This window comes from Paenibacillus sp. NN59, from assembly GCF_057597225.1.
Genome location: NZ_CP199678.1, coordinates 986,038 through 1,012,430, shown reverse-complemented (window position 1 = coordinate 1,012,430; position 26,393 = coordinate 986,038). Strand labels below are relative to the sequence as shown.

General features: G+C 46.4%; 18 protein-coding genes and 3 rRNA genes. 7 read left to right on the top strand and 14 right to left on the bottom strand.

Translation table 11 applies throughout. The annotated features are described in order from the left end of the window. Positions 1–33 precede the first annotated feature (33 nt). Positions 34–1,221 (bottom strand): MFS transporter, encoded by a 1,188-nt coding sequence (locus ACT89M_RS04460; protein ID WP_154891244.1) that lies wholly within the window; start codon positions 1,219–1,221, stop codon positions 34–36. Positions 1,222–1,484: 263 nt separating this feature from the next. On the opposite strand from ACT89M_RS04460, the gene ACT89M_RS04455 reads away from it, so the two are divergent. Continuing rightward, entirely contained in the window at positions 1,485–2,228 is a 744-nt protein-coding gene (locus tag ACT89M_RS04455; RefSeq protein WP_090917357.1) for a MerR family transcriptional regulator, read from the top strand. A gap of 130 nt (positions 2,229–2,358) precedes the next feature. On the opposite strand, the gene ACT89M_RS04450 is transcribed toward ACT89M_RS04455, so the two are convergent. From ACT89M_RS04450 to ACT89M_RS04395, 12 genes are all read right to left on the bottom strand, one after another. Next, positions 2,359–2,841 carry a hypothetical protein gene (locus ACT89M_RS04450; RefSeq protein ID WP_154891117.1) on the bottom strand — a complete coding sequence of 161 codons (483 nt, stop codon included), beginning with the start codon at positions 2,839–2,841 and terminating at the stop codon, positions 2,359–2,361. Between the two features lie 270 nt (positions 2,842–3,111). Further along, positions 3,112–3,768 carry a deoxynucleoside kinase gene (locus ACT89M_RS04445; protein ID WP_090917351.1) on the bottom strand — a complete coding sequence of 219 codons (657 nt, stop codon included), beginning with the start codon at positions 3,766–3,768 and terminating at the stop codon, positions 3,112–3,114. Further along, on the bottom strand, positions 3,765–4,388 hold the full coding sequence (locus tag ACT89M_RS04440) for a deoxynucleoside kinase (protein ID WP_090917349.1): 624 nt from the start codon (positions 4,386–4,388) through the stop codon (positions 3,765–3,767). The genes ACT89M_RS04445 and ACT89M_RS04440 overlap by 4 nt, the downstream gene beginning before the upstream one ends. A 235-nt stretch (positions 4,389–4,623) precedes the next feature. Further along, a 5S ribosomal RNA gene (gene rrf / locus ACT89M_RS04435) occupies positions 4,624–4,740 on the bottom strand. A gap of 138 nt (positions 4,741–4,878) precedes the next feature. Beyond that, positions 4,879–7,807: ribosomal RNA gene (locus tag ACT89M_RS04430) — 23S ribosomal RNA — on the bottom strand. Positions 7,808–8,148: 341 nt separating this feature from the next. Then, a 16S ribosomal RNA gene (locus ACT89M_RS04425) occupies positions 8,149–9,704 on the bottom strand. The 16S, 23S and 5S rRNA genes sit together here, the layout of an rRNA operon. Before the next feature lie 696 nt (positions 9,705–10,400). Continuing rightward, a complete protein-coding gene (locus tag ACT89M_RS04420; RefSeq protein WP_154891696.1) occupies positions 10,401–10,568 on the bottom strand; it encodes a DUF3934 family protein in 168 nt (55 codons plus the stop codon). A 140-nt stretch (positions 10,569–10,708) separates the two neighbouring features. After that, positions 10,709–11,929: an MFS transporter gene (locus tag ACT89M_RS04415; protein WP_090923097.1), complete on the bottom strand. Its 1,221-nt coding sequence runs from the start codon at positions 11,927–11,929 to the stop codon at positions 10,709–10,711. Positions 11,930–11,950: 21 nt separating this feature from the next. After that, positions 11,951–12,556, bottom strand: a complete 606-nt coding sequence (locus ACT89M_RS04410) for a TetR/AcrR family transcriptional regulator (RefSeq protein ID WP_154985244.1) — start codon at positions 12,554–12,556, stop codon at positions 11,951–11,953. Positions 12,557–12,684: 128 nt separating this feature from the next. Continuing rightward, a complete protein-coding gene (locus tag ACT89M_RS04405) occupies positions 12,685–13,836 on the bottom strand; it encodes a S1C family serine protease (protein ID WP_154891694.1) in 1,152 nt (383 codons plus the stop codon). Between the two features lie 12 nt (positions 13,837–13,848). Beyond that, positions 13,849–15,057 (bottom strand): hypothetical protein, encoded by a 1,209-nt coding sequence (locus ACT89M_RS04400; RefSeq protein ID WP_154891693.1) that lies wholly within the window; start codon positions 15,055–15,057, stop codon positions 13,849–13,851. 347 nt (positions 15,058–15,404) lie between these two features. After that, the gene (locus ACT89M_RS04395; RefSeq protein WP_145414606.1) at positions 15,405–15,830 is read right to left on the bottom strand and encodes a VOC family protein; all 426 of its coding nucleotides are present in this window, start codon (positions 15,828–15,830) and stop codon (positions 15,405–15,407) included. A 275-nt stretch (positions 15,831–16,105) separates the two neighbouring features. Between ACT89M_RS04395 and ACT89M_RS04390 the strand changes: the two genes are divergently transcribed. Then, a complete protein-coding gene (locus ACT89M_RS04390) occupies positions 16,106–16,861 on the top strand; it encodes a class I SAM-dependent methyltransferase (protein ID WP_154891692.1) in 756 nt (251 codons plus the stop codon). Positions 16,862–16,983: 122 nt separating this feature from the next. Here ACT89M_RS04390 and ACT89M_RS04385 read toward each other — a convergent pair whose 3' ends face one another. Next, positions 16,984–19,149, bottom strand: coding sequence for a penicillin-binding transpeptidase domain-containing protein (locus ACT89M_RS04385; RefSeq protein ID WP_308723278.1), 2,166 nt, complete (start codon positions 19,147–19,149; stop codon positions 16,984–16,986). A gap of 175 nt (positions 19,150–19,324) precedes the next feature. On the opposite strand from ACT89M_RS04385, the gene ACT89M_RS04380 reads away from it, so the two are divergent. From ACT89M_RS04380 to ACT89M_RS04360, 5 genes are all read left to right on the top strand, one after another. After that, positions 19,325–19,729 (top strand): CBS domain-containing protein, encoded by a 405-nt coding sequence (locus tag ACT89M_RS04380; RefSeq protein ID WP_090923108.1) that lies wholly within the window; start codon positions 19,325–19,327, stop codon positions 19,727–19,729. Positions 19,730–20,113: 384 nt separating this feature from the next. Beyond that, on the top strand, positions 20,114–22,408 hold the full coding sequence (locus tag ACT89M_RS04375) for a glycosyltransferase (RefSeq protein WP_308723279.1): 2,295 nt from the start codon (positions 20,114–20,116) through the stop codon (positions 22,406–22,408). An 18-nt stretch (positions 22,409–22,426) separates the two neighbouring features. After that, positions 22,427–23,614, top strand: a complete 1,188-nt coding sequence (locus ACT89M_RS04370) for a carbohydrate binding domain-containing protein (RefSeq protein WP_308723280.1) — start codon at positions 22,427–22,429, stop codon at positions 23,612–23,614. A gap of 41 nt (positions 23,615–23,655) precedes the next feature. Then, complete coding sequence (locus ACT89M_RS04365; protein WP_154891688.1) at positions 23,656–25,077, top strand: MBOAT family O-acyltransferase; 1,422 nt, start codon at positions 23,656–23,658, stop codon at positions 25,075–25,077. A gap of 14 nt (positions 25,078–25,091) precedes the next feature. Beyond that, on the top strand, positions 25,092–26,330 hold the full coding sequence (locus tag ACT89M_RS04360) for an alginate O-acetyltransferase AlgX-related protein (RefSeq protein WP_154985233.1): 1,239 nt from the start codon (positions 25,092–25,094) through the stop codon (positions 26,328–26,330). The last annotated feature ends 63 nt before the right edge of the window (positions 26,331–26,393 follow it).

The following is a 26,393-nucleotide window of genomic DNA, read 5'->3' as shown; positions in this document are numbered from 1 at the left end:
CCATTCATCTTTTCTATTTTAGATATCACCATTTCAAGGTGAACTAGGAAATCCGTGTTTTTTAGAGCACAACGTGATGAGAAGAGCGATAAACAACAATATCACCAAGGAACCCGGCAGGAATCTAGCTCCGCTCCAATGAAGCAGGATAGCACCAACCATACCTCCCGCACCGATCCCTAGATTCCATGCCGTTACCAACATCGATTGGGCGATATCGGCACTGCGGCCTCCTGCATGTGCAATAGCTGTTTGGAGTAACGTTGCCGCTCCGCCAAAGGTCAATCCCCATGCAATCACCCCTATAATGATAACAGCCGGCTGATTGCTCCAGATTGCCATCGCCGCTGAGGCAAAAGCAAATATCGCAACACTTAATAGCACCAGTATCCTTAAGTAGCGATCAATCAGCAGTCCAATAATCCAAATACCCACCACTGAAGTTACGCCAAATAGGAGTAAAATCAGATCAACTCTATGGGCCAGTGCTGTATTTTCCAGAAAAGGAGAAATGTAAGTATACAAAATATTATGGGCTAACACCCAGGCAAGCACCACAAATAAAATAGGCCTTATTCCAGGAAGAAACAGGATTTTATGCAGTGAGAGTTGATTCTGCTTGACCTCGCCTTCATAATCTGGAACTTTCCAGAACACCCATACAATAAGCGCGAGCGTCAATATAGATATCGTTCCAAAGATTAAACGCCAGCTTACATACGTTCCAAAAAAAGTACCGATCGGAACACCAAGCGCTAATGCCAAAGGTGTACCTGCCATAGCAACGGCTATAGCTTTTCCTTTTAATGACTCTGGCACCATCCGACGTGCATATCCAGCGGTCATTCCCCATAGCACCCCCGCTGCTACTCCTGCACAAAAACGTGCAATCAACGTTATAACATATACCGAAGATAAGGCAGTCACCGTGTTAAATAAGAGAAAGCCTATAATACATAGCAGCAAAAGAGGTCTACGTCTCCACCCGCGAGTTGCCACAGTCAGTGGAATTGCCGCTGCCAGAGAGCCTGCAGCATACAACGTAACAAGTTGTCCGGCTTTTGCCTGCGTTATGTCAAGACCCATGGCAATCTGAGGGAGTAGCCCAGCAGGCAGGCTTTCAGTAAGTATGCAGATAAATCCTGCCATAGCTAACGCCAGTAGAGCCGCCCATGGAAGACTTTGTTTTTGGACATATGTATCATCTTTAATAGAATACATCTCGTTTGAAATCACAATGAAAGCCCCTTTATTCTGTATTTTGGATAGCTCCAATACTCACTTGCTATCTTTATTAAGCTTACAGAAATAAGCAGGGGTTTTGCATACAGCATTAAAGGTACTTAAGCTTGTTAACGAAGAAAAACCTTCTTTTTCACAAGCTTTGCTTTGAATTCCTATGATGCTCCTTTTTCACAAAATTAACGTATTGACTCTCACGTAACGTGACATTGTACAATTCATGGTGTAAGGAGGTTTCACCCATGGCCATGAAAGTAAAAGAAGTCTCCGAACTTGCTTCGATCAGTGTGCGCACACTGCATCATTATGACGAGATCGGGCTGCTTGTTCCAGATCAGGTCACTGATGCCGGATATCGAATGTATTCGGATGCCAATCTGGAACGACTTCAGCAGATTTTATTTTTCAAAGAACTCGGCTTCTCGCTGAAAGAAATCAAAAACATTTTAGATGACCCCGCCTTTGATGCGGAGGAAGCATTGCATATGCACAAACTCATTTTGCTGGAAAAACGCCAGCGTTTGGATCAAATGATTACCACCATCGATAAAACCGTACTACATCTAAGAGGAGAGATTGAAATGACCCCTAAAGAACAATTTCAGGGTTTTGATTTTAGTCAAAATCCGTACGAACAGGAAGCACGCGAGCGCTGGGGTGACAACGCCGTCAATGAGGCAAACCAGAAATTAAATGACCAGCCGGCTGACAAACAAAAAGAACTTTCTAATCAGATGAATGATATCTTCAGACGATTAGCAGCCATTCGCCACACAGCACCCGAATCTGCCGAAGTACAGGGCGAGATTAAACAATGGTACATTTACCTGAATGAGATCGGGAACTATTCCCCAGAAGCCTTCAAAGGACTTGGTCAGATGTACGTAGACGATGAACGCTTCACCAAGAATATCGATCAATTTGGTGAGGGACTGGCACAATTCATGTGTCATGCCATGGCTGTATTTGCCGATCAGAATCAATAACATCAAAAAGGACGTAACCCCTGAGGCGTTACGTCCTTTTGATAATCTCCACCGATCCCTCGATCGAAATCCCGGCCGCAATGTGAATCATCCTGATGTTGATGTCCACTCCGAGAACTTTATGTTTTGCTTACGCTCTTGGTGCTTGATCCGAGGTCGATGCTTCTGATGCCATGCTTGTTTTCGCCATCCGGCCTGGAATTTGCCAAGCAGATACAATTGCCAAAACGATGAACAACCAGTCTGTAGGCTCGCTAAAATATTCTTGGATCGTTTCTGCAAACGCACTAATCATTTCTCCGTCAAATACCAGAGTCAACATGCTCACATCGGTAAATAATTCAGATGTAAAATAAACCACTGTCAAGTATTTACCAAGCAAGATACCCACCATCGCGAAAACAACAGCAATAATCTTGTGCACCGTTGAGATTTTTTTGTTTGAGAACAACACGACAGCGTACCCGCAAAGCACGCCAACCAGTATCGCAATAAGTCCAACCTCATACTCCGTCATAGCTGCAATCGCAGCCCACACCACACCTCCCAGTATGGCAGCAATCAAACCACCGATAATCGGCATTCCAATCTTTACTCCTTGCTTTTCTTCCACGATGTCTTTCCCTCCTGAGTCATGCTTATACTATATTTCCAGAATTCACCTTCCCTATAAAACCACAAAAAGCTTCAAATTTCAACATTTTTCTGTATTTTAATAGCTATATACATACATATTCCAATAAAGCTTGATCAACTAAATCCCTTTTTTAGATTAACTTATAAAAAAACAAAAAAAGACACCCCTTCCACAGCCTGTATCACTGTAAAAGAGGATGTCTATTTTCCCCTAATCCTTGTCCTATATAGGGTAAATATATTTAAATTATACCTGCGCTTCTTTGGAAGGCTTAATAACAGCTGCAATCTGCTCCAGAATAGCATCGACTGAAGCCGAATCATGCACATCATATTCATCAATGTTCAAGCGCAGTACTGGGCAAGCTGTAAACCGGTTAATCCATACGGAATAGCGCTCATGCATGTGCTCCCAATACGAGCGGTCTGTCTGAATCTCCATTTCACGACCACGTTCGTTAATCCGGTTCAGAATCGATGGTAAACTGCCTTCCAGATAGATCAGAACATCCGGGTGTGGAAAATAAGGCGTCATGACCATCGCTTCAAACAAGCTACTATACGTCTCAAAGTCGGTAGCAGACATCGTGCCCTGATCGGCATGCATCTGTGCAAAGATGCCCGTATCCTCATAGATGGAGCGATCCTGTACAAAACCACCGCCCAATTCAAAAATCTTTTTCTGTTCTTTAAAACGTTCAGCGAGGAAATAAATCTGCAGATGAAAACTCCAGCGTTCAAAGTCATGGTAAAACTTTTCCAAATACGGATTATGATCAACCTGCTCAAGCGATGTTTTGAAATTCAATCGATCTGCAAGTGCCGCCGTCAGTGTGGACTTCCCCACCCCTACCGTTCCTGCTACTGTAATTAATGCATTCGCTGGAATGCCATAGTTATTCATATGATAAGCTCCTTTACTTGATTAACAATCTGTCTGAAGTCCTCAGGATGTTCCACAAAGTCAAGTTGCTCTGCATCAATCTTGAGAATGACTGGCGGATTCGTTCCATTGGCCAAATACTCCATCCCTGTTTTGTAGTCGGCAATTAACTGCTCCATATACGCAGGGTCCATATCCTGCTCAAAGGAACGCCCGCGCTTATTAATCCGGTACATCAATGTATCCAGCTCAGCTTCAATGTAGAGCACCAGATTGGGTTTGGGCAGGTCATCCGTTAACAGATGATAGATTTGGCGGTATTTATCCCGCTTCGTTCCTTTTAAGGTACGTTCAGCGAATATCAAATTTTTATAAATATGATAATCCGAAACGACTGGGCTGTTCTGTTTAATAAATTGTGCTCCGGTATCTTCTAGTTGCTTAAATCGGTTACACAGAAAAAACATTTCGAGTTGGAAGCTCCACTCGTCGATATCTTGATAAAAGGAGGCCAAAAATGGATTCTCCTCGACAATTTCTTTAACCAATGGGAGATTCAATTCTTGGGAAAGCATCGTAGCTAACGTTGTTTTCCCCGCTCCAATCGGACCTTCAACAGCTATAAACGGGGCTGATTTCATGGTGTTACGGTTCCTCCTCGTAATTATGCGTGTTCCGTTTCTATATAGACCTCACCTATTGTATCACAGCTTGGCACAATGGAAAGACAGTATTTTATGTATAAAACAAGTCAAAATAAGGGTGTTTCATCAAACTTATATCGTATCATAACTGAAACTGTTTTTTCACTTAGCTTAGGTTTAATCGTTCACACAAAAAAACACACCTGATTTTCATCAAGTGTGTCTTCGCTTTGCTTGGCGGCGTCCTACTCTCCCAGGACCCTGCGGTCCAAGTACCATCGGCGCTAGAGGGCTTAACGGTCGTGTTCGGGATGGGTACGTGTGGAACCCCTCCGCCATCGCCACCAAACGAGCATTTGTGAAACAAATGCATTCGCGTTCCATTCGGTCCATCACAGCAGTGTGGATGAATGGTTCAGCGCATATTCAGAGTGTTGTTCTCTGAAAACCAGATTCGAAACGAAACGCACGCGATCAAAACTTGCTATTGGATAAGCCCTCGACCGATTAGTACTGGTCAGCTCCATGCATTGCTGCACTTCCACCCCCAGCCTATCTACCTCGTCGTCTTCAAGGGGTCTTACATACTGGGAAATCTCATCTTGAGGGGGGCTTCACGCTTAGATGCTTTCAGCGCTTATCCCGTCCGTACATAGCTACCCAGCGGTGCTCCTGGCGGAACAACTGGTACACCAGCGGTACGTCCATCCCGGTCCTCTCGTACTAAGGACAGCTCCTCTCAAATTTCCTACGCCCACGACAGATAGGGACCGAACTGTCTCACGACGTTCTGAACCCAGCTCGCGTACCGCTTTAATGGGCGAACAGCCCAACCCTTGGGACCTACTTCAGCCCCAGGATGCGATGAGCCGACATCGAGGTGCCAAACCTCCCCGTCGATGTGGACTCTTGGGGGAGATAAGCCTGTTATCCCCAGGGTAGCTTTTATCCGTTGAGCGATGGCCCTTCCATGCGGTACCACCGGATCACTAAGCCCGACTTTCGTCCCTGCTCGACTTGTAGGTCTCGCAGTCAAGCTCCCTTATGCCTTTGCACTCTTCGAATGATTTCCAACCATTCTGAGGGAACCTTTGGGCGCCTCCGTTACTCTTTAGGAGGCGACCGCCCCAGTCAAACTGCCCACCTGACACTGTCCCCGCACCGGTTTACGGTACCAGGTTAGAACCTAGATACGATCAGGGTGGTATCCCAACGGTGCCTCCACGCAAGCTGGCGCTCACGCTTCAAAGGCTCCCACCTATCCTGTACAGATCGTACCCAAATTCAATATCAAGCTGCAGTAAAGCTCCATGGGGTCTTTCCGTCTTGTCGCGGGTAACCTGCATCTTCACAGGTATTAAAATTTCACCGGATCTCTCGTTGAGACAGCGCCCAAGTCGTTACGCCATTCGTGCGGGTCAGAATTTACCTGACAAGGAATTTCGCTACCTTAGGACCGTTATAGTTACGGCCGCCGTTTACTGGGGCTTCGGTTCACAGCTTCGGGATTACTCCCTAACCACTCCCCTTAACCTTCCAGCACCGGGCAGGCGTCAGCCCGTATACTTCGCCTTACGGCTTCGCACAGACCTGTGTTTTTGCTAAACAGTCGCTTGGGCCTTTTCACTGCGGCCCCCTCGTGCTATTCACACTACCGGGGCACCCCTTCTCCCGAAGTTACGGGGTCATTTTGCCGAGTTCCTTAACGAGAGTTCTTCCGCGCGCCTTAGAATTCTCTTCTCGCCTACCTGTGTCGGTTTGCGGTACGGGCACCTTCATCTGGCTAGAGGCTTTTCTTGGCAGTGTGAGATCATGACCTTCGCTACTGTAATTTTCACTCCCCATCACAGCTCAGCCTTACGGTTAGCGGATTTGCCTACTAACCAGCCTTACTGCTTGGACAGACATCCATCAGTCTGCGTCACTACCCTACTGCGTCCCCCCATCGCTCGTAACGATTTACGGTGGTACAGGAATTTCGACCTGTTGTCCTTCGACTACGCCTTTCGGCCTCGCCTTAGGTCCCGACTTACCCTGAGCGGACGAGCCTTCCTCAGGAACCCTTAGGCTTTCGGCGGATCAGATTCTCACTGATCTTTTCGTTACTCATACCGGCATTCTCACTTGTATAATGTCCAGCGCTCCTTACGGTACACCTTCAACCCTTATACAACGCTCCCCTACCCCTGATGCAAAGCATCAAGCCATAGCTTCGGTGGTGTGTTTAGCCCCGTTACATTTTCGGCGCAGAGTCACTCGACCAGTGAGCTATTACGCACTCTTTCAATGGTGGCTGCTTCTAAGCCAACATCCTGGTTGTCTGTGCAACTCCACATCCTTTCCCACTTAACACACACTTGGGGACCTTAGCTGATGGTCTGGGCTGTTTCCCTTTTGACAATGGATCTTAGCACTCACTGTCTGACTCCCGGAAGTAAGTCTATGGCATTCGGAGTTTGACTGAGCTTGGTAACCCTTGCGGGCCCCGCACCCAATCAGTGCTCTACCTCCACGACTCTGTTTTCCGAGGCTAGCCCTAAAGCTATTTCGGGGAGAACCAGCTATCTCCGAGTTCGATTGGAATTTCTCCGCTACCCCCACCTCATCCCCGCATTTTTCAACATGCGTGGGTTCGGGCCTCCAGTGCGTGTTACCGCACCTTCACCCTGGACAGGGGTAGATCACCCGGTTTCGGGTCTACGTCCACGTACTATAGTCGCCCTATTCAGACTCGCTTTCGCTGCGGCTCCGGCTCTTCACCTTAACCTTGCACGGGAACGTAACTCGCCGGTTCATTCTACAAAAGGCACGCCATCACCCCTAAAACGGGCTCTGACTTTTTGTAAGCACACGGTTTCAGGTTCTATTTCACTCCCCTTCCGGGGTGCTTTTCACCTTTCCCTCACGGTACTGCTTCACTATCGGTCGCTAGGAAGTATTTAGCCTTGGCAGATGGTCCTGCCGGATTCATACGGGGTTTCACGTGCCCCGCACTACTCGGGATCCGTCTCGGAGGGAACAGACTTTCAATTACAGGGCTTTTACCTTCTTTGGCGGGCCTTTCCAGACCTCTTCGCTTAACCGGTTCCTTTGTAACTCCATGTGAGACGTCCCACAACCCCAAAGAGCAAGCTCTTTGGTTTGGGCTTCTCCGCGTTCGCTCGCCGCTACTGACGGAATCACTATTGTTTTCTCTTCCTCAGGGTACTTAGATGTTTCAGTTCCCCTGGTATGCCTCTACTTGCCCTATGTATTCAGACAAGAGTAACTGGATATTACCCCAGCTGGGTTTCCCCATTCGGACATCCCCGGATCAAAGCTTGCTTACAGCTCCCCGAGGCAGTTTCGTTGTTCGCCACGTCCTTCATCGGCTCCTAGCGCCTAGGCATCCTCCGTGTGCTCTTAGTAGCTTAACCATATGCTCCGGTTTCGTCTGCTCGCTTCCCTTGTTTTGGACTACGTCCAAAGCCAAAAGTCGCTCCCACCCGATACCATCGCAACTGCATTATCTACCGTTTTTATTGAAACTTGTTATACACAAGTTCAGCTAAAAAGGAATGTTCTAATTCGCGTTTGTTTCGTTTCGATATCTAGTTTTCAAAGAACAAATCGTTTGGTTCGGGCCGTTCACGGATGTGTCGGTCGAACAAACGAGAAGTTTTGAGAGTTTGAGCTCTCAAAACTGAGCAACGAGTGAGTGGTTTGCAGCTGAGCTGCATAATTTGAATGTTTCCACGCGGGAAACGATTCTCCATAGAAAGGAGGTGATCCAGCCGCACCTTCCGATACGGCTACCTTGTTACGACTTCACCCCAATCATCTATCCCACCTTCGGCGGCTGGCTCCTTGCGGTTACCCCACCGACTTCGGGTGTTATAAACTCTCGTGGTGTGACGGGCGGTGTGTACAAGACCCGGGAACGTATTCACCGCGGCATGCTGATCCGCGATTACTAGCAATTCCGACTTCATGCAGGCGAGTTGCAGCCTGCAATCCGAACTGAGACCGGCTTTGTTGGGATTGGCTCCATCTCGCGATTTCGCAGCCCGTTGTACCGGCCATTGTAGTACGTGTGTAGCCCAGGTCATAAGGGGCATGATGATTTGACGTCATCCCCACCTTCCTCCGGTTTGTCACCGGCAGTCTATCTAGAGTGCCCACCCGAAGTGCTGGCAACTAAATATAAGGGTTGCGCTCGTTGCGGGACTTAACCCAACATCTCACGACACGAGCTGACGACAACCATGCACCACCTGTCTCAACTTTCCCCGAAGGGCACCTAACGCATCTCTGCCTCGTTAGTTGGATGTCAAGACCTGGTAAGGTTCTTCGCGTTGCTTCGAATTAAACCACATACTCCACTGCTTGTGCGGGTCCCCGTCAATTCCTTTGAGTTTCAGTCTTGCGACCGTACTCCCCAGGCGGAGTGCTTAATGTGTTAACTTCGGCACCAAGGGTATCGAAACCCCTAACACCTAGCACTCATCGTTTACGGCGTGGACTACCAGGGTATCTAATCCTGTTTGCTCCCCACGCTTTCGCGCCTCAGCGTCAGTTACAGCCCAGAGAGTCGCCTTCGCCACTGGTGTTCCTCCACATCTCTACGCATTTCACCGCTACACGTGGAATTCCACTCTCCTCTTCTGCACTCAAGTCACACAGTTTCCAGTGCGATCCGGGGTTGAGCCCCGGGATTAAACACCAGACTTACATGACCGCCTGCGCGCGCTTTACGCCCAATAATTCCGGACAACGCTTGCCCCCTACGTATTACCGCGGCTGCTGGCACGTAGTTAGCCGGGGCTTTCTTCTCAGGTACCGTCACCTTGAGAGCAGTTACTCTCCCAAGCGTTCTTCCCTGGCAACAGAGCTTTACGATCCGAAAACCTTCATCACTCACGCGGCATTGCTCCGTCAGGCTTTCGCCCATTGCGGAAGATTCCCTACTGCTGCCTCCCGTAGGAGTCTGGGCCGTGTCTCAGTCCCAGTGTGGCCGATCACCCTCTCAGGTCGGCTACGCATCGTCGCCTTGGTGAGCCGTTACCTCACCAACTAGCTAATGCGCCGCAGGCCCATCCCCAAGTGACAGATTGCTCCGTCTTTCCAGTTCTCTTCAGGCGAAGAAAACAAGTATTCGGTATTAGCTACCGTTTCCGGTAGTTGTCCCAAGCTTGAGGGCAGGTTGCCTACGTGTTACTCACCCGTCCGCCGCTAACCATTAGAGAAGCAAGCTTCTCTTCAAGTCCGCTCGACTTGCATGTATTAGGCATGCCGCCAGCGTTCGTCCTGAGCCAGGATCAAACTCTCCAATAAATATGAATTTCGCAGCGTCGTTAAACGCGGTGTAACTCATCGGGGTATTGAAAAGAGCGATAAGCTCATTTTGAATCTGACGAGATTAAAATCTCATTTGTGTTCCAGTTTCCATACAGCCAGATGGCATGTACCAAAAACCTTCACGTCATTCTGCAAGCAGAATGTTTACTCACTCGTTGTTCAGTTTTCAAAGATCAAACTTGTTTGCGCCACCGAAACCATTTCGTTTCAGCAACTCTTATATAATATCATGTCCGAACCAACTTTGCAAGCTCTTTTTTTTCAATTTTCTTTCGAAGCTTGTTTTCAATGGCTTGCCGCACCGTGTAAGCTGTGTTTTCTTGGCCGGAATAAGAATATACCACGTATCGACACCACATGTAAAGCATTATTTATTAAATTTAATTTTCCATATTTAGGATTAAATTTTGAGATGTTGTTTACTCAATATATAAACACTTTGTTTTTAAAGTCACATTGTCTTATGATACCAGCCGTTTACCTTAAGAACTAAACGAAGAGAAACTAATATTTATATCTCTCTCTATAATAAAAAGCCTTCTTAAAAATCTATTTCCCCTATGCCTTCATAAAAAAAACAACAGTTCTTCAGATATGAATACCACATCCAAAAACTGCTGTTTCTCTGAAAAACTACACACTTGATTCCACTCCGCCTCTTCCCCTGTCCATTTAGTTGGACTTATCCGTAGCAGACTCAGCGTTTTCCTTATTCTTGGTTCCCTTGCTTTTATAAGGCTTAGGAGCACTTTTCGCTCGGTTGGCACTGGCTTGCCAGCGATTCCAACCTTTTTTGCCCGTTCCGCGGCCTGTGCCGCCCTTACCTTTTGCTTTGCTCATGTTATCACTCCATTAATCCTGTCTATGTCTAAAAATGATCTTCCTCGGTAATGTTCCAATGTAACTCAGCCCATGTGATTCACTTCCAGCATTTCTTATTATACCAAACTTGAAGTGTTCACGTTTTATATTTAGGAGAATTACACTTGAACCTTTGGCTCTTGTACCGATTTAACACTTCTTAGCACACGTAAGGATAATAAGAAACAGATGCCAAGCACCGCCGCAGCCGATACATACGGATAGTTAATATTCACATCAAACAACGCTCCAGCTACGATGGGTCCAGCGATGTTGCCCAGACTTGTATACGCGGAATTCAGCCCAGCCACAAATCCCTGTTGTTCTTCAGCGAGCTTGGACATCTGCGTACTGATTGCAGGGCGTAAAATATCCATTCCCAAGAAGACGATAAACGTTACAACAACGATTAACCAGTACGTGTGAACGAACAAGGTTAGTAATACAAATACGGAGACAAACAGCAAACATACCGTAATAACCTTCTTTTCCCCAAATGTGTTCAGCAACCAGCCAATCAGGGATACTTGCACAACTGCTCCAGCAATGGAACCAAATGTAATGATAAACGCAATATCTTTGGTCGTGAAACCAAACTTGTGATCCACAAACAGGGAGAATACCGTCTCGTAGTTAGCCAAACCAAAAGCCATGACAAATACGATGATTAGACTGAAAAAGTAAGGTTCCCGGTAAGAATTGATAAGCTGAGATACCATACCTGGTGCTTTTACTTTTGCCCCGCTAGTTTCAGGTGTAGTCTGCTCACTCGCGCTCCGCTCGGATTCAGGCAAGATAATCAGTGTAATGATTGCAGCGAGCAAACCCGCAACCCCTGCCGCATAAAAAGGAACCCGTATGCCGAACTCGGCAATATAACCGCCAATTCCTGGCCCGATGATAAAACCTGTTGTAATGGCCGCATTAATAAGCCCCATGCCTTTACCGCGTTCTTCTTCCGTTGTGATATCAGCCGTATAGGCCATAACCGCAGGAAAGATCAACGCCGCGCCAATACCGCCCAGCATTCGGGCTGCGAAGAGCAGATAAGGCGCGTTCACCGCACCGAACATAAATTCTGATACCGCAAAGATCAGCATCCCGAATACGATAATCTTTTTGCGTCCCCACTGGTCTGACCAACGACCTGCTGCTGGAGAGAACAAAAACTGTGTGAAAGAGAACGCCGCGAACAGAAGTCCCATCGTAAAGCCCGTAATATGAAGCAAGTTCATGTAAGCAGGCATGATCGGCACAACCAGACCAATACCCATAAATACGAGAAAAATATTCAACATCAACAGCAGCAACGCGCCCCTGTTACGTGTCAGTAAAGCCATGATTCCATCCTCCATCGTTGTCTAATTATGCTGTTTATCCTTGGCAATCCCGTGCAGAAATACACTGGCGGCCTGACGATACAACGCAAGAGCCTCGCCCGGTTCCAGCTTACGCGACATTTGACTAAGCCCTATAATGGTACTTTCCAAAATCAACGCAAGATGCTCTACATTCTGATCATTGAACTCCCCGCTGTCTATTCCTTCTTGAATCAGCTGCTTATTGAATTGGATATGCCGCTCAAACAATACTGCGATTCGTTCTTCAATATCATTCTCTTTTTTCTCTCCAGTGAAGAACTCATCAGCCGCTTTTGTTAAAGGATGGTTGATATCATCCATAATGAGCTGTTCCGCCAGTCCATAGATTTTCTCGGTGGAAGTGTGATACAGATGAACTTTTGATTTCCAGCTTGCTTCCCACTCCCGATCCCATTCATCAATGAGATAGAGGAAGAGCCCTTCTTTGCTTTTGAAATGATAATATATATTTCCCTTGCTACTTCCAGTCGCCGCGACGATGTCCTCAATAGACGTTGCTTTATATCCTTTTTGTACAAAAAGGGCTTTGGATGCATCCGCAAGTTTTTTCTTGGTCTGCTCGGACTGGAGCTGCTTTTTATTCAAACTCACTCACTTCACTCCATTCTTATATACTGAACATTCGTTCTGTATTCTAGCAAATATATGTCTAATCCGCAATATAAAAGGAGAACCCGCCATGTGGCAAGCCCTCCTTTTATTCACGAATCCATTTATTTCTTCTTTTTACCCTGTCCATGTAATATCTTTAATTGGCCATTCTCGTATCCGACCTGATATGTCACGTTATATTGAGTCGTTACGTATTCCCCATCCTTGCGCTCCTCGGCAGCGATCACACCGCTCACTTCCATCTCTTCCTTACTCGTACTCGCAGACGAAATTTTCTCCACACTAACATAGCTCGTATACGTATAACCTTCACGAAATTTAGCGTAACTTGTGCCCTTCTGCCAATCACTTCCGAGCAACGCATAGGCCGATACATAATCACTCATGTTCAGGTAGTTGTAAAAATCAGCAACCAGTGCTTCCGCTTCAGATAAAGCAGCGGACGACGTCTGCGAAGATGAGTCCCTTACCGTTTGTGCCCCTTTGGTATCAGGTGAGCGCTCTGACCATTGTTGCACCTGCTTCAATACACTGGTGATAGGAATGCTGAACCCCAGTCCACCTTCCTGTTTAACCACCGTCGAATTAATCCCCAGCACTTCTCCCGTTTCCGCGTTGATCAGCGGACCGCCGCTGTTACCGTTAGTAATCGGAGCAGATATCTGATACAAGTTGGTATAAATATAAGGCGGGATTTCAAAACTGCGATCAAGCCCGCTAATAATGCCGGTAGTTACCGTATTTTCAAAACCCAGCGGACTGCCCAGTGCCAGAATTTCATCACCAACCTCCGCTTTGGCTGAAGCAATAGGCAGAGGTTCCATTTTCACAAGATCAGGGACTCTGACAACAGCAACATCCGTCTCTTCGCCAAAACCAATCACTGTACCCCGATATTCCTGATGATCCAAGGTGCGAATCGTCACTTCTTTGGAACCCTCGACGACATGCGCATTAGTGATGACATCGCCCTTGTTATTATATAAGAAGCCTGAGCCCAGACCATCGCTACTTTCAATCGTAACTACTTTTCGCTGACTATCTTCAATAATCTGTTTACGCGTTTTCTTTTCTGTGGTTTTAGATGTTGTTTTTACTTTGGGTTGATCCGCCTGTTTCGAGGAAGCCACAGCCAGTTTGGGAGCTAGCGCCATCTCATCTGCTGTATGCTGGTGAATCCAAAATACGCCTCCAGCACCAGCAACAATAATTATTGCACTGGAAATGATCGTTCCCCATACACGTTTGCTCATTTTGTCGTCCTCCTACTCCACATACCATGATGCATTCGTAACTGTCACATTCGCGGCTTCATATACCCCATAATAGTAGGTTTCAAAATATCCTTCTTCGCCTACATCCAATATAGCTGGGTATACATAAACATCTGTCTCACCGATGTAATCGCCATTGGAGGCATTGATGCTAACGATAAGCGCCACGGATGATATAGGGCGTGTTCCCTGATTAAACACCGACCCGCTGATATACAAGTCTCCATACTCATCCAGCTTAGCAGACAGATCCGTTACGTATACAGCCCCTGTACGATTGCGAAGTTCTTCTTCAGCTGCTTGCTGTTCTGCAAGTCGAATCCGTTCTTCCTCTGCCTGCTCAAAAGCTTTCTTCTCACGCAACACTTCATCCCGGTATTTAGTCAGCTTCTGATCCTCAGGCGCATAAGATAATCCGTTGTCCACGGTTTGCAGTGCTGCTGTAAAATCACGCTTCTTCACTTGCTGCTCCGCCTGCTTATAACTGATACCTGCCAGCTTATCGGTAATCTGCTTTTTCACAACTTCGGCTTCCTTACCGTTCAGATTGGAGATCGTTTTGAGTTTTTCAGCGAGTGCCTCGACGGTTGTTAACTGATCAATTTCCTTTTTCACTTTCAAAACAGCCAGGGTCACCTTTCGATTGTTCAACGCTGACCTTACCTTATCAAACACCGGCTCTTGGCGTTCGTTTAATGTTTTAGCCGCGGTTTGAATCATTTTGTCCGCTTCCGACAGCTTACCTGTTTTGAGCAGATTCGCGGCTTCGTCCATTTGTTTTAGTAAGTTGTTCGCTTGCTCTGTAATTTTACGATCCTGAACGAGTGCTCCTACATTCGGTCTTTGAGCGAGGGCTTTGTCCAGCAACTCCAGAGCTTCTGAATATTTCCCGTCCAGTGCAGCCTTCTCTGCCTCAAGATGCAGTGTCTTCACATGAGCGTTAATCAGATTCTCTTGATTATAATAATACGCTAACAGCGCCCCCATAATTGCTGCAAGTAGCAGTGGGATAATCCATACAAATGGACTGCTCTTGCGCTTGCTCACCGTTCCGGTTGCAGATGCATTACGTGGCTCCAGTCCTGATGGCTCCGACCAGATTTGCTCCTCTGTGGAGCTATCTTGTTTCAATCGGGTTCCACACTTCTGACAGTGGTCTTCCCCAGAGCTATTTTTCGTGCCGCATATGTGACAATACATCCTGATCCCTCCAGCCTAAACATATGTAAATTTATACATATTATATCTTTTGTTTTTCTGTTGTCGTTCTGTTACTTGATATCACTCCAGAATATGTGTTGCCTAATCTCGGGGTGAATCGACATTTATCATATAGCAAAAAGGTAAAATGCACCATATATTCTGAAGGAAAAATAAGATATGTAGTAAGGATTTATACTGATCATTTATTTTGTAGCCTAAAAAAAGACCTTCCTGTTTTCAAGGAAGGCCTTCATGTATATTCCGCAAGTCCATCTGATGCGGATCTATTTAGTTTCATTTATTTATCCATTCAGCGATAGTTAGAGGGCACAATTCATGCTGATCTATTCGGGCTGGTTCGAAGGGAACGCGCTCAAATTGATATAAGAGACTTCCCATAGATGGTTGTCCAGGTCTTGAAAACTCCGTCCATACATGAATCCATGATCTTGAGGTTCGTTATATTGCTTCGCTCCAGCATCAAGGGCAGCTTGTACAATCGCATCCACTTCTTCACGGGAAGCAACAGATAAAGCGACGATCACTTCTGTTGTCTCAGCCGCGTTCGCGATTTTTTTCGTGATAAAGGATTGGAAACGTTCCTCCACCAGAAGCATGGCAAAGATATTTTCTCCGACAATCATACAGGTAGCCTTATCGTCCGTAAACTGGGCATTGAATTCAAACCCTACTTTCGTAAAGAAATCAACCGATCTCTTCAAATCCTGGACTGGCAAGTTGACAAAAATCTGATTAGCACGAACAGCCACCATTGATCACCTCGGATTCCTAGAATAGATTCCACCCCAAAATATCACCTCGCGTATGCGCTGTCAATTATGTATAATGGGGCTATTCCAACATGTGAGGTGAAAGGGATGTTGTTTCCAATCGTTCGAAGTAATTAAATGTCGGGCTGGATCAAAACGCGTACCAGCTACCAAGGGGTAGGTCTGTCCTTTTGAGCCTGTTCGATGTGTAGATGAACGATGATTGAAAACAACAAATCCTAAATAACACATCACATACTGGAGGAAGAATTAATATGACAATACAGTGGGATTACAACACATTTTATGAACGTGTCGGTCAACAAAATGGATGGGATTTCAGCACGATGAAGGTGATCTCTGAACCCACCGACTGGGACTTCTATGATGAGGTGACTCGTTGCACACAAACATCCGATCTGCTGCTGGACATCGGCACAGGTGGAGGCGAAGCCGTGCTCGCCATTGCTGAACATGCTCATCTGCTTGTCGGCATCGATTTGGCTCATGGAATGATCGAGACAGCTCAGCGAAATTTAAAGCGAACTAAAAAATGCTCCAATGTGCGATTCACTCAGATGGATGCGGACAACTTACAGTTTCCAAAGTCATTCTTCAATATCGTTTCTTGCAGACATTCCGCATTCTCCGCGTCAGAAGTGTACAACGTTCTCGCAGAGGATGGCGTATTCCTGACCCAGCAGGTCAGCGAGCACGATAAATTGAATGTAAAGCAAGCATTTGGACGTGGACAACATCTCGGCATAGAGCCCGGAACACTCTTGGAAAAATACAAACAAGAGCTGCAACATGCAGGTTTCCAGCACATTGAGGTCCGTGAATATAACGTAACCGAGTATTACGCTACACCTGAGGATCTCTTGTTCCTGCTGACACACACACCTATCGTTCCTCAATTTGGAGAACTCGAGTCCGACCTGGATATCTTTGAACAGTTTGTTCTAGATCACCGCGATGAGAAAGGGATTCGCACCAACTCGGCGCGCTTCATGATTACAGCCAGAAAATGATCTTAAATCTATTATGAAATTTTAGTATATAAAGTAAAATGAAAAACGCGTCTTGGCGACCTGTATGGTTCAAGCCAAGAACGCGTTTTTTGGTTATTTCTTATCGTTGCCAGATTTCATAGTCACGGCTCAAGCTGAAGTTTCTCCAGGAATGGTTTCAAGCGATCCACCACATAATGGCTGCCACCGCGCCCGTTCACCTCTTCGATTACGGCTGCCAACAGGAACGACGGTGATTCGGTATCAAAGGTAACGAAAAATCCATTCTCCTGACCTTTCTCACCCTTCTTCGCTTTCAGTTCGGCCGTTCCTGTCTTGCCTGCAAGACCGCCAGCAATCGAGCTAAGGGCATGTGCCGTTCCGCCTTGACGAGACACCACCTGTTTCAGTGCGTCAGTAACGGTATTGGCTACATCCGGTGTGATAATCACCTCAGGATCAGGGGTCTCTTTTCCAACAATCAATACAGGTTTCACCAGCTTGCCTTCATTCACAAACGGCGTAAACGCAGTAGCCAGATGAATCGGCGACATTAACATCTCACCTTGACCATACGAAGTGTCGGCTAGCAGCACCTCGGAAGAAAGATCCCTGTGCGCCTCATTTGCATACTGACTAGGTTTCAAATAGAGTTCATCCAGCCCGAAATTGTCACCAAACCCGAACTTTTGAATGCCCTCGATAAACTTGGCGCTCCCCATCTCAGTCGCTTCCATTGCAAAATAAATATTGTCGGAGTATACGAGGGCATCCACCATATTTACGGGACTCAGGCTTTTCACCCGCTTCACGTAATATCCGCCCCAGCTATCATTCTTCCGCCATTGCAAACCAGAAATTTCATGGGTTTTGTCCGGTGTGGTCACCTTCTCCATCAACCCCGCAGCCGCAGTAATCGCCTTGAAGGTTGAGCCGGGAGCATATCGTGTCGTTACTCGGTTGATAAAAGGAAGCTTCTCGTTCGCCGAATAGGCATCCCACTCGGCCTGCGTCAGACCGGTAACCATTTTATTCGGATTGTAGGAAGGCGCACTCACCATAGCAAGCATATTTCCGTCCTTCGGATTCATCATCACCATCGCTCCGGCATCGCCGCCACCCGCCAGCGTCTGATACAATCTTTGTTGCTGTGCGGAGCTGATGGATAGTTGCACATCCTTACCGTCGACTGCATCTTTGCGGATCAATTCGGAACGCGTGTTGCCCGCTTCATCCGTAATTTCAATTAAACCGCCACGCTCTCCGCGTAGCTGCTTCTCCATAGACTGTTCCAGTCCGGCTTTGCCGATCCAATCTTCCGCACGGTAATACCCTTCGGTATCTTTGTCCAAGTCTTCCTTCGTGGCCTTACGCACATATCCGATCAGATGTGCCGCTGCTTCACCAAGCGGGTAATACCGAATTTCCTTACTTTGCAGAGCAACTCCGCTAAGAGAAGAAGGTACATCAAATTCCTCTGTCGAGCCCATTGGCACAAAAAATTCCGGTTTCACCCATGTCTGACCAAGTGTCTTCTGAATGGCTTCTACGGACACCTTGTAATGATCCGCGATGCGTGCAATCATCTGATCCGGGTTCTCTCCGAGCTTCTCGGGTACGATGCCCCACTCATTCATTGTGCCCTGGGTTGCAAGCGGCAACCCGTCACGATCTACAATATCTCCTCGATTCGGGAATAACGTCTTCACCCGAACTTTGCTACCTTTCACCATGTCACTGAGGATCAGGGACGGATTCCAGTTAATCTGCCAGACTTTGCTCCCGTCCTCCAACTCCTGTCGAACTAAATTAAGCGTATGTGTCTCGTTGACTTCCCCTAAAAACGTGGTCAGGTGTAGATCATAATCGGTCTGGTAGAGATCAGGGTTACTAGCCCCTTGTTCTGCCTGATTCGTCCCCTCTCTGTCCGTTGTTGCTTGTGATTCAACCTTAGTCTCGGTTCCACTTTCAGTCCCTGTTGTTTGAGCGCCAGAGTCAGCTTCCGTTCCTGTCGTATTCGCTGCTGTCAGCTCAGCTTTAACAGCAGAGACCTGCATACCCGAGTAGATTGCATTGTATTTCTCAATAAACTGTTCCTTAGACATGCCTGCCTCTGTCAACGAAGCAGGTGACATCAACGAATACAGCTGGCCGAACTCTTTCTTTTGTAAATGCTCTATGTACTGATTCACAGTTGTCTGCGGTTTCGGTTCCTCCGGTTTGCTATTCTGCATATAAAGATACATTCCAATACCGCCTGCAAATAGAATCGGCAAGAGTCCATATAATAATTTACGTTTCGATTTCATGTCACATCACCTCTACTCTATACTATAAATTTCCTGCGCCGATTAAACAATGTGACAAATCTGATGAATTTGTCATTAAAAATAGCCTTAAGCTCACATAATATGTTTAAATAAGAATAGTGAATTACATACTAAAGCTTTTTTGCGATGCAAAAGGCTGAAAAGGAGCCCGATGATGGAAATCAGCTATTTTTTACTCCCAAAAGCCGAAGTGGCCTATATCGAGTCTACCGCTTCCATGAAAGATGCTATTGAGCAGTTGGAATCGCACCACTACACCGCCATTCCCGTAATTGATCCGGATGGAAAATATGTTGCTACTCTGTCCGAAGGTGATCTGTTATGGAAAATGCGTAATACGCCTGGATTAACATTTGATAATATGGACCAAGTGCAGGTCGATGAGATTAGCCATCGTGTCTATAATGAGTGCGTGTACATCGAAGCAGAGATGGAGGATATGCTGACTCTTGCGGCAGACCAAAACTTTGTGCCCGTGGTGGATATAGATCGGGTCTTTCTTGGAATCATTCGTCGTAAGGATATCATTGAATATTACACCCGCAACATATCCGATTAATAAATCTCGGGTAGCATGGAAGTGCTACAGTGAGATTACGGTATCTGCAAAAGATCAATCAAAAAAGGCGAGCCCATAGGCTCGTCTTTTTTATGTAATCATTCCACTAACGTAACAATTTCCACATTATGGACTTAAAATAAAAATGTTGCTAATTTCGCATGAAATAAATACAATAATCTTCATGATTCGACATATTTCGTCATTACTAGACTGTATTTAAACACCAAAACATGTCGTTCCCATCACATATAATGGATTAATACACAATTTCATTCATTTCTTTTGTTCAGAATTCGTTCAGAACGCTATTGTACGATAGACATATGGTTAGACTTGATGAACGTTAATTACTTTCACCAATTATAGAGAGAGGTATGCACCTTGAATCGTTTAAGCACACGCAAAAAAATGCTGGTTACCGCAACGGTGATCATGTCTTGTATTTACGTCATATGGCGTACCTTCTTCACCATTCCTTTCGGCCATGGCCCGCTTGCCGTGACCGCCGGTCTTGCCCTCCTGATTGTCGAACTCATTGGTATGTTTGAACTCGCTGTGCATTTTTATAACATGACCCGGCTTGAATATCCTGAACTTCCTGTCGTTGATGAGTCATTGTATCCTGACGTTGATGTTTTTATAGCTACATATAACGAACCTGCATCCTTTAACGAACCTGCATCCTTGCTTTTCAAAACGATTAACGGCTGTCTCAATATGGATTATCCGGACCGCTCCAAAGTACATATCTACCTGTGTGACGACTCCAATCGTCCCGAGATGCGAAAACTGGCCGATCATATGGGGATTAACTATCTGACCCGGACAGAGCACATCCACGCCAAAGCTGGAAACTTGAACAACGCCATGAAACATACTTCCTCCCCTCTAATCGCCACGTTTGATGCCGATATGATTCCGAAGCATGATTTTCTGACGTCCTGCGTGCCTTATTTTCTGACAGGAGAAAAGATCGGCTTCGTGCAAACTCCGCAAAGCTTCTATAATCCCGATCAGTTTCAATACAATCTGTATTCCGAAGCTCGAATTCCGAATGAACAGGACTACTTCTATCGCGATGTGCAGGTCGGACGGAACAAGTCCAACTCCGTTATCTACGGCGGAACCAACACGGTACTTTCGAGGCAGGCACTCGAAGATGTGGGCGGTTTCTATACTGGTTCCATTACAGAGGATTTTGCCACTGGCATTGAAATGCAGAGCAAAGGGTATCGCTGTTTTGCCACCAATAAAGTACTTGCTTCGGGACTTGCTCCCGGTGATCTGAAAAGCCTGATCAAACAGCGCCAACGCTGGGCACGCGGATGTATTCAAACGGGCAGAAAAATGAATATCTTGTTCAAGCGTGGACTTACGTTTGCCCAAAGACTGAATTATATCTCTTCTATAACCTATTGGTATTCCGGTCTTAAACGAGTGCTGTATATCATGTCACCCATTCTGTTTGCTGTGTTCGGTGTGCTCGTGGTGAAGTGTACCATTTTGGAAATTCTCGTGTTCTGGCTACCGATGTATCTATTAACGAATATGTGTCTGCGTATGTTGTCAGGTAATATTCGAACTACGAAATGGACGAATGTATACGAAACTATTCTTTTTCCATCACTGCTACCTGCGGTCATTCTGGAAACACTGGGCATCACCATGAATAAATTTGCAGTGACTCGTAAAGACGGTGCTCATAACGATCGTAGCTACCAGCTCAAACAGATCATTCCGCATCTGATCTTGGCTGTGCTCTCTATAATCGGTATCGTCAACTGCATTCACTGGACATTTAGTCAGGGCACCATTGGTTTTCTCGTTGTTCTATACTGGCTGTTGATTAATTTCTACAACATTATGATGTCGATCTTTTTCCTCAGCGGACGTAAAGTGTTCCGCAACTATGAGCGTATTCTGGCTGCTGTGGACTGTACACTAACAACCGAAGGTGAAACGCTGTCCACGGTTACGCATGATATTTCGGAAGGCGGGATCGCTATCGTACTGGATACGCCGAGATACATCCCGAGCGAAGCCCAATTTGCTGTACGTCTGGTAACAGATCATTATTCAAGCGAGTTTACAGCCAAGGTAACTCACGTAACTTCATTCGGTAATAAGTGGAAGTATGCATTCAAAGTGCACGAGATTACAGAACAGGATCAGCGTCAGTTGTTACATATTGTGTATGACCGCGAGCCTACGCTTCCGCAGAAGCTGGATAAAGATATCAGTACGTTTGAGGACATCCGTCTGAATTTTGTAAAACGCGGACAAGTGGGCCTCATGTCCAACCGCAAGCTGGCACGCATTCCGCTGAACCATGAACTGGACACACCCGAATATGGAACCGTTATGCTGATGGACTTTAACTATGAATTTTTGCTTTTGAACATATCACGGCAGGAAATGGTCTATGAGCTTCGTTTGCCGCTTGCCGAGGGACTCGTTCTTGACTGTATGTGGGTGAAGTCGATGCGAAGCAAACATGGCATTCTGTACCAGATCAGAAATATTCAAGACATTGCCCGAAATGGACAAATGCCTGAACTGGAAGCTCTTCTGAAACAATGGAATGTGGCGTATACCGAGGCAGACAAACCAAAACGCCCAGAACAGAATAAAAGCTTCATCTCGAGTGATGAACTCGACGAGATGGCCTATTTATAACATGGAGGCATAGAAAGCATGAGCACGAAATGGCAGCAATGGCTGCTTGTCGCAATCCTCGCAAGTTTATCAGGTTTATCCCTCATCACTGCTACTGCTTCGGCTCAGCCGGATCAGATGCAGTGGAGCGAGAGTTCTATAAAGGTATGGAATAATGGAGCCAAAGTGCAGTCCAAGCTGAATCGTAACGGCAGTTTACAGATTAACACCTCGACACAGGGGCTACAAAAAGGCTATTACTCCGCCTATGTATATGAGCTGCAAAACAGAGATTGGTCGGGCTATAGCGAGTTAAGGTTCTCGATTCGCAGTGATTCCGATCAGACGCTGCCGCTAAACGTTGTCATCACACGAACGGATCAATCGGCACTAACAGTAGCGGATCAACGCAATGTCATCCTCATTCCCAAAGCAACCAAAGAACCGAAGCTGGTTCATCCCGTAGATGGGTTGATAAGACTGGAGCCCGGGTACGAGGGGGAGGTTCGTGTTCCCTTTTCCAGCCTCATGGTTCGAAATCATGCAGCTACGGTTGGCCGTGTCACACCAGAGAAAATACTGAGCTGGGGCATCACAATGACCACGACTGAGAACGCACAGCTGAATTACCGCGTTGGAAATATCAAACTGGTACCTAGGAAAGAAGCTGTTGCAGAAAACCAATTATCTTCTGTAATGATCAAAGGTGATGAACGAGTCGTGAAACCGGTGGCCGGTGAATCGGTTGCAACGTATACCGTTAGTGGCCTGCAGGCGACAGCATCGAAAGCTTTGGAAACGCCAGAAGTAGAAGTGAATTTCCAGCTTGCTCATCCTGTACAGGGCGTAACAATCACAACGGGTGGCCTACTAACCATTGGAACGGACGCCGCAAAAGCCGAGGTGGTGACTATTCGTGCGCTGGTGGATCAAAAGTGGAATCTCGATTATACCGTTAAACTTGATCGTTCCACGGCGATGCAGATGAAGGAAGCGGATGGAACACCTCGTTTCATCCCCTCGCCAGGCCAGGTTTCCAAAATACTTGAACCTTCTACCGTATGGTTACAACCATGGATGGAATGGATGATCCGAATCGGCCTTCTTCTGATTGGACTCGCGGTGGTTATTCCATATTGGCTGTGGCGCAAACTTCAGCACGGCTCACAAGCGGGGAAGCAACGTTCGATGAATCATCGCAGGTCCAAACGGATATTTAAAATGTAGCTTTTTTATTTCATCATTAACATCATCAAGGAGGAAAGGCAGTGCTCTTTTCCAGTGTAGTCTTCTTATTTTATTTCTTGCCGCTTGTGCTGGGGCTGTATTATATATTGCGGTTTTCTGTGACGCTGAAAAATATGTTGTTGCTTGTGGCAAGTCTGTTCTTCTACGCATGGGGTGAACCACGCTTTGTGCTGGTTATGCTGGTCTCCATCGCACTGAATTACGTTTTCGCACTGCTCGTGGACAAGTACCGGGATCGGCGCACTGCCGCTTATACCGTTATCACCGTGATGCTAGTTGCCAATCTGGGTATGCTGTTTGTTTATAAATACCTGGCGTTTGCCCTGCGCATTGTCAATGAAAGTACAGGCTTTGGCTTCAGCATTCCGCATATTGCGTTGCCGCTCGGCATTTCCTTTTTCACCTTCCATGCGATCTCCTACGTCATTGACGTGTACCGCGGACATGGAAATGTGCAGAAAAATCCGTTTTATGTCGCCCTCTATATTTCCTTCTTCCCTCAGCTTGTAGCTGGGCCCATTCTGCGTTACAACATGATTGCGGATCAGATGATGCATCGGAAGGAAAGCTGGGACAAGTTCGCGGTCGGCTGTTGCCGGTTTATTGTGGGTTTGAGTAAAAAAGTGCTGTTATCTAACAGCATGGCCATTGTGGCCGATCATGCATTCAGCATGGGCGGAACAGGCGATATCGCTTCAAGTCTGGCTTGGCTGGGAGCGATTGCCTATACATTGCAGATTTATTTCGACTTCTCGGGTTATTCGGATATGGCGATTGGACTCGCGCTTATGTTTGGTTTCAAGTTTGAAGAAAACTTCCGGTACCCGTATATCTCACGCTCCATCACCGAATTTTGGCGCCGCTGGCACATCTCGCTCGGCACCTGGTTCAAGGAATATGTCTACTTCCCGCTGGGAGGATCACGCGTTAGCAACAAGGATAAAATGATCCGCAATCTGCTGATTGTCTGGGGACTGACGGGCATCTGGCACGGGGCAGAATGGACATTTGTCATCTGGGGTCTAATCAACTTCGCGTTCATTGCACTCGAGAAAATATTCAACCTGGATAAGAGCACACGGTATGCTCCGTTCCGACATTTCTATGCCATGTTTATCGTAGTTATTGGATGGGTGATTTTCCGTTCACCGGACTTGTTACAGGCTGGCAACTACCTTGGCAATATGTTCGGACTGTATGGTAACGGGTTCTGGAGTGATACGACCTGGATGTTCATGAAGGAATATGCCCTTTTCTTCATTCTAGGCATTCTGTTCTCCACTCCACTTGCCTTACGGATGAACAAATGGATGGTGGATGGTGTACGCTTCGGTAAACCGCTTGAACTGCTTTACCCGGTGACCATTATTGCTCTGTTCCTTGTGTGTGTATCCTACTTGGTCAAAGGAACATACAACCCGTTCATATATTTTAATTTCTGAGAGAAGGATTTCATATGCATAACTTTTTTGCCAAAAAGAGAATGACCGCCTTCCTCTTCATTCTTGCGCTCGCCACGTTCTCGATCTTGAATATGATTCATTCTTTCGAGCCTTTGAAAAAAACACTGGCGTCAGCGGACTACCGCTTCTCCAATGCCAAAGGTATCATCAACGAACTGGATGCAGATATTAATGAGCACGTTTTTGAAAAGTTTGGATTCGTGGAAGCCTACGGATACTTGCAGTCACTCATGTGGAAGAACGAAGAGAACAATTTCGAGGTCGTCAAAGATACGGAGGGTAAGCTTCACTATACGTATTTCGCCACGGGACCAACGGATACGAAAGAACTTTCTGATCGGGTTGCCGAGCTAGGGGCACAATTGGGGTCAAAAACCAAGCTTACGTATGTCATGACACCTGATAAATATGTACGTGGCTATACAACATTTCCGGAAGGCATCCCTTATAACTACAATAACGAAACGGCCGATGGTTTTCTGGATCATCTGAAGCAGAGCGGAATCGACACGCTGGATCTGCGCGAAGGATTATTGGAGAGTGGCATACCGGCGAAGGATTTGTTTTTCACAACCGATCATCACTGGAAAATCAAAACGTCCTTCTGGGCCTTCGGCCAGCTGGTTCAACATCTGGACGGGCTGTACCATAAGCCGCTCGATCCCGAGCATTATTTTACAGACATGAATAACTACAATGTAATCCCTTATAAGGATTTCTTTATCGGCTCACAAGGCCGCAAAACCGGGAAATTGTACGCCGGTGATGATGATTTTGACCTGATTTATCCTAAATTCAAAACCAACTATTCTTTTTATTTTAAAACAGGTGAGACGGAAGCTACCTTAAATGGTCGATTTGAGGATGCGTTGCTTACGACATATCCCCTGAATGTGAAGGGTGCTCCCTACGACCTGACAGCGGACAAATACTTTACGTATCTGTATGGCAATCAGGGAATCGTACATGTGACGAATAAAGACAATCCAAACGGACTCAAGGTCATGTTTATAAAGGACTCCCTCGCCGTACCTATGATTTCTTTTCTCTCGACGGTTGTCTCGGATGTGTATCTGATTGATCCAAGGTATTATCCGGGTGACATTATAGATTTTGCGAAAAAGACCGATCTGGATCATGTCTTCGTGTCGATCTCACCTCAAGATCTCGTCGATGAGTTTTTCCCTTACGCGAAGAACAACGTAGAAGGTCCATTCACCAGCTCTAAGTAAAATATCGTTCATCAAATTGGAACATGCAAAAGGGTACTGCCTTGGCCTTCATAGCCACGGGAG

Excerpts from the sequence above, each read along its gene's own strand:
- ACT89M_RS04360 (WP_154985233.1), top strand. The coding sequence starts at position 25,092 with ATGCATAACTTTTTTGCCAAAAAGAGAATGACCGCCTTCCTCTTCATT.
- ACT89M_RS04400 (WP_154891693.1), bottom strand. The coding sequence starts at position 15,057 with ATGTATTGTCACATATGCGGCACGAAAAATAGCTCTGGGGAAGACCAC.
- ACT89M_RS04415 (WP_090923097.1), bottom strand. The coding sequence starts at position 11,929 with ATGGCTTTACTGACACGTAACAGGGGCGCGTTGCTGCTGTTGATGTTG.
- ACT89M_RS04385 (WP_308723278.1), bottom strand. The coding sequence starts at position 19,149 with ATGAAATCGAAACGTAAATTATTATATGGACTCTTGCCGATTCTATTT.
- ACT89M_RS04440 (WP_090917349.1), bottom strand. The coding sequence starts at position 4,388 with ATGAAATCAGCCCCGTTTATAGCTGTTGAAGGTCCGATTGGAGCGGGG.
- ACT89M_RS04380 (WP_090923108.1), top strand. The coding sequence starts at position 19,325 with ATGGAAATCAGCTATTTTTTACTCCCAAAAGCCGAAGTGGCCTATATC.
- ACT89M_RS04455 (WP_090917357.1), top strand. The coding sequence starts at position 1,485 with ATGGCCATGAAAGTAAAAGAAGTCTCCGAACTTGCTTCGATCAGTGTG.
- ACT89M_RS04405 (WP_154891694.1), bottom strand. The coding sequence starts at position 13,836 with ATGAGCAAACGTGTATGGGGAACGATCATTTCCAGTGCAATAATTATT.
- ACT89M_RS04460 (WP_154891244.1), bottom strand. The coding sequence starts at position 1,221 with ATGTATTCTATTAAAGATGATACATATGTCCAAAAACAAAGTCTTCCA.
- ACT89M_RS04390 (WP_154891692.1), top strand. The coding sequence starts at position 16,106 with ATGACAATACAGTGGGATTACAACACATTTTATGAACGTGTCGGTCAA.
- ACT89M_RS04445 (WP_090917351.1), bottom strand. The coding sequence starts at position 3,768 with ATGAATAACTATGGCATTCCAGCGAATGCATTAATTACAGTAGCAGGA.
- ACT89M_RS04420 (WP_154891696.1), bottom strand. The coding sequence starts at position 10,568 with ATGAGCAAAGCAAAAGGTAAGGGCGGCACAGGCCGCGGAACGGGCAAA.
- ACT89M_RS04370 (WP_308723280.1), top strand. The coding sequence starts at position 22,427 with ATGAGCACGAAATGGCAGCAATGGCTGCTTGTCGCAATCCTCGCAAGT.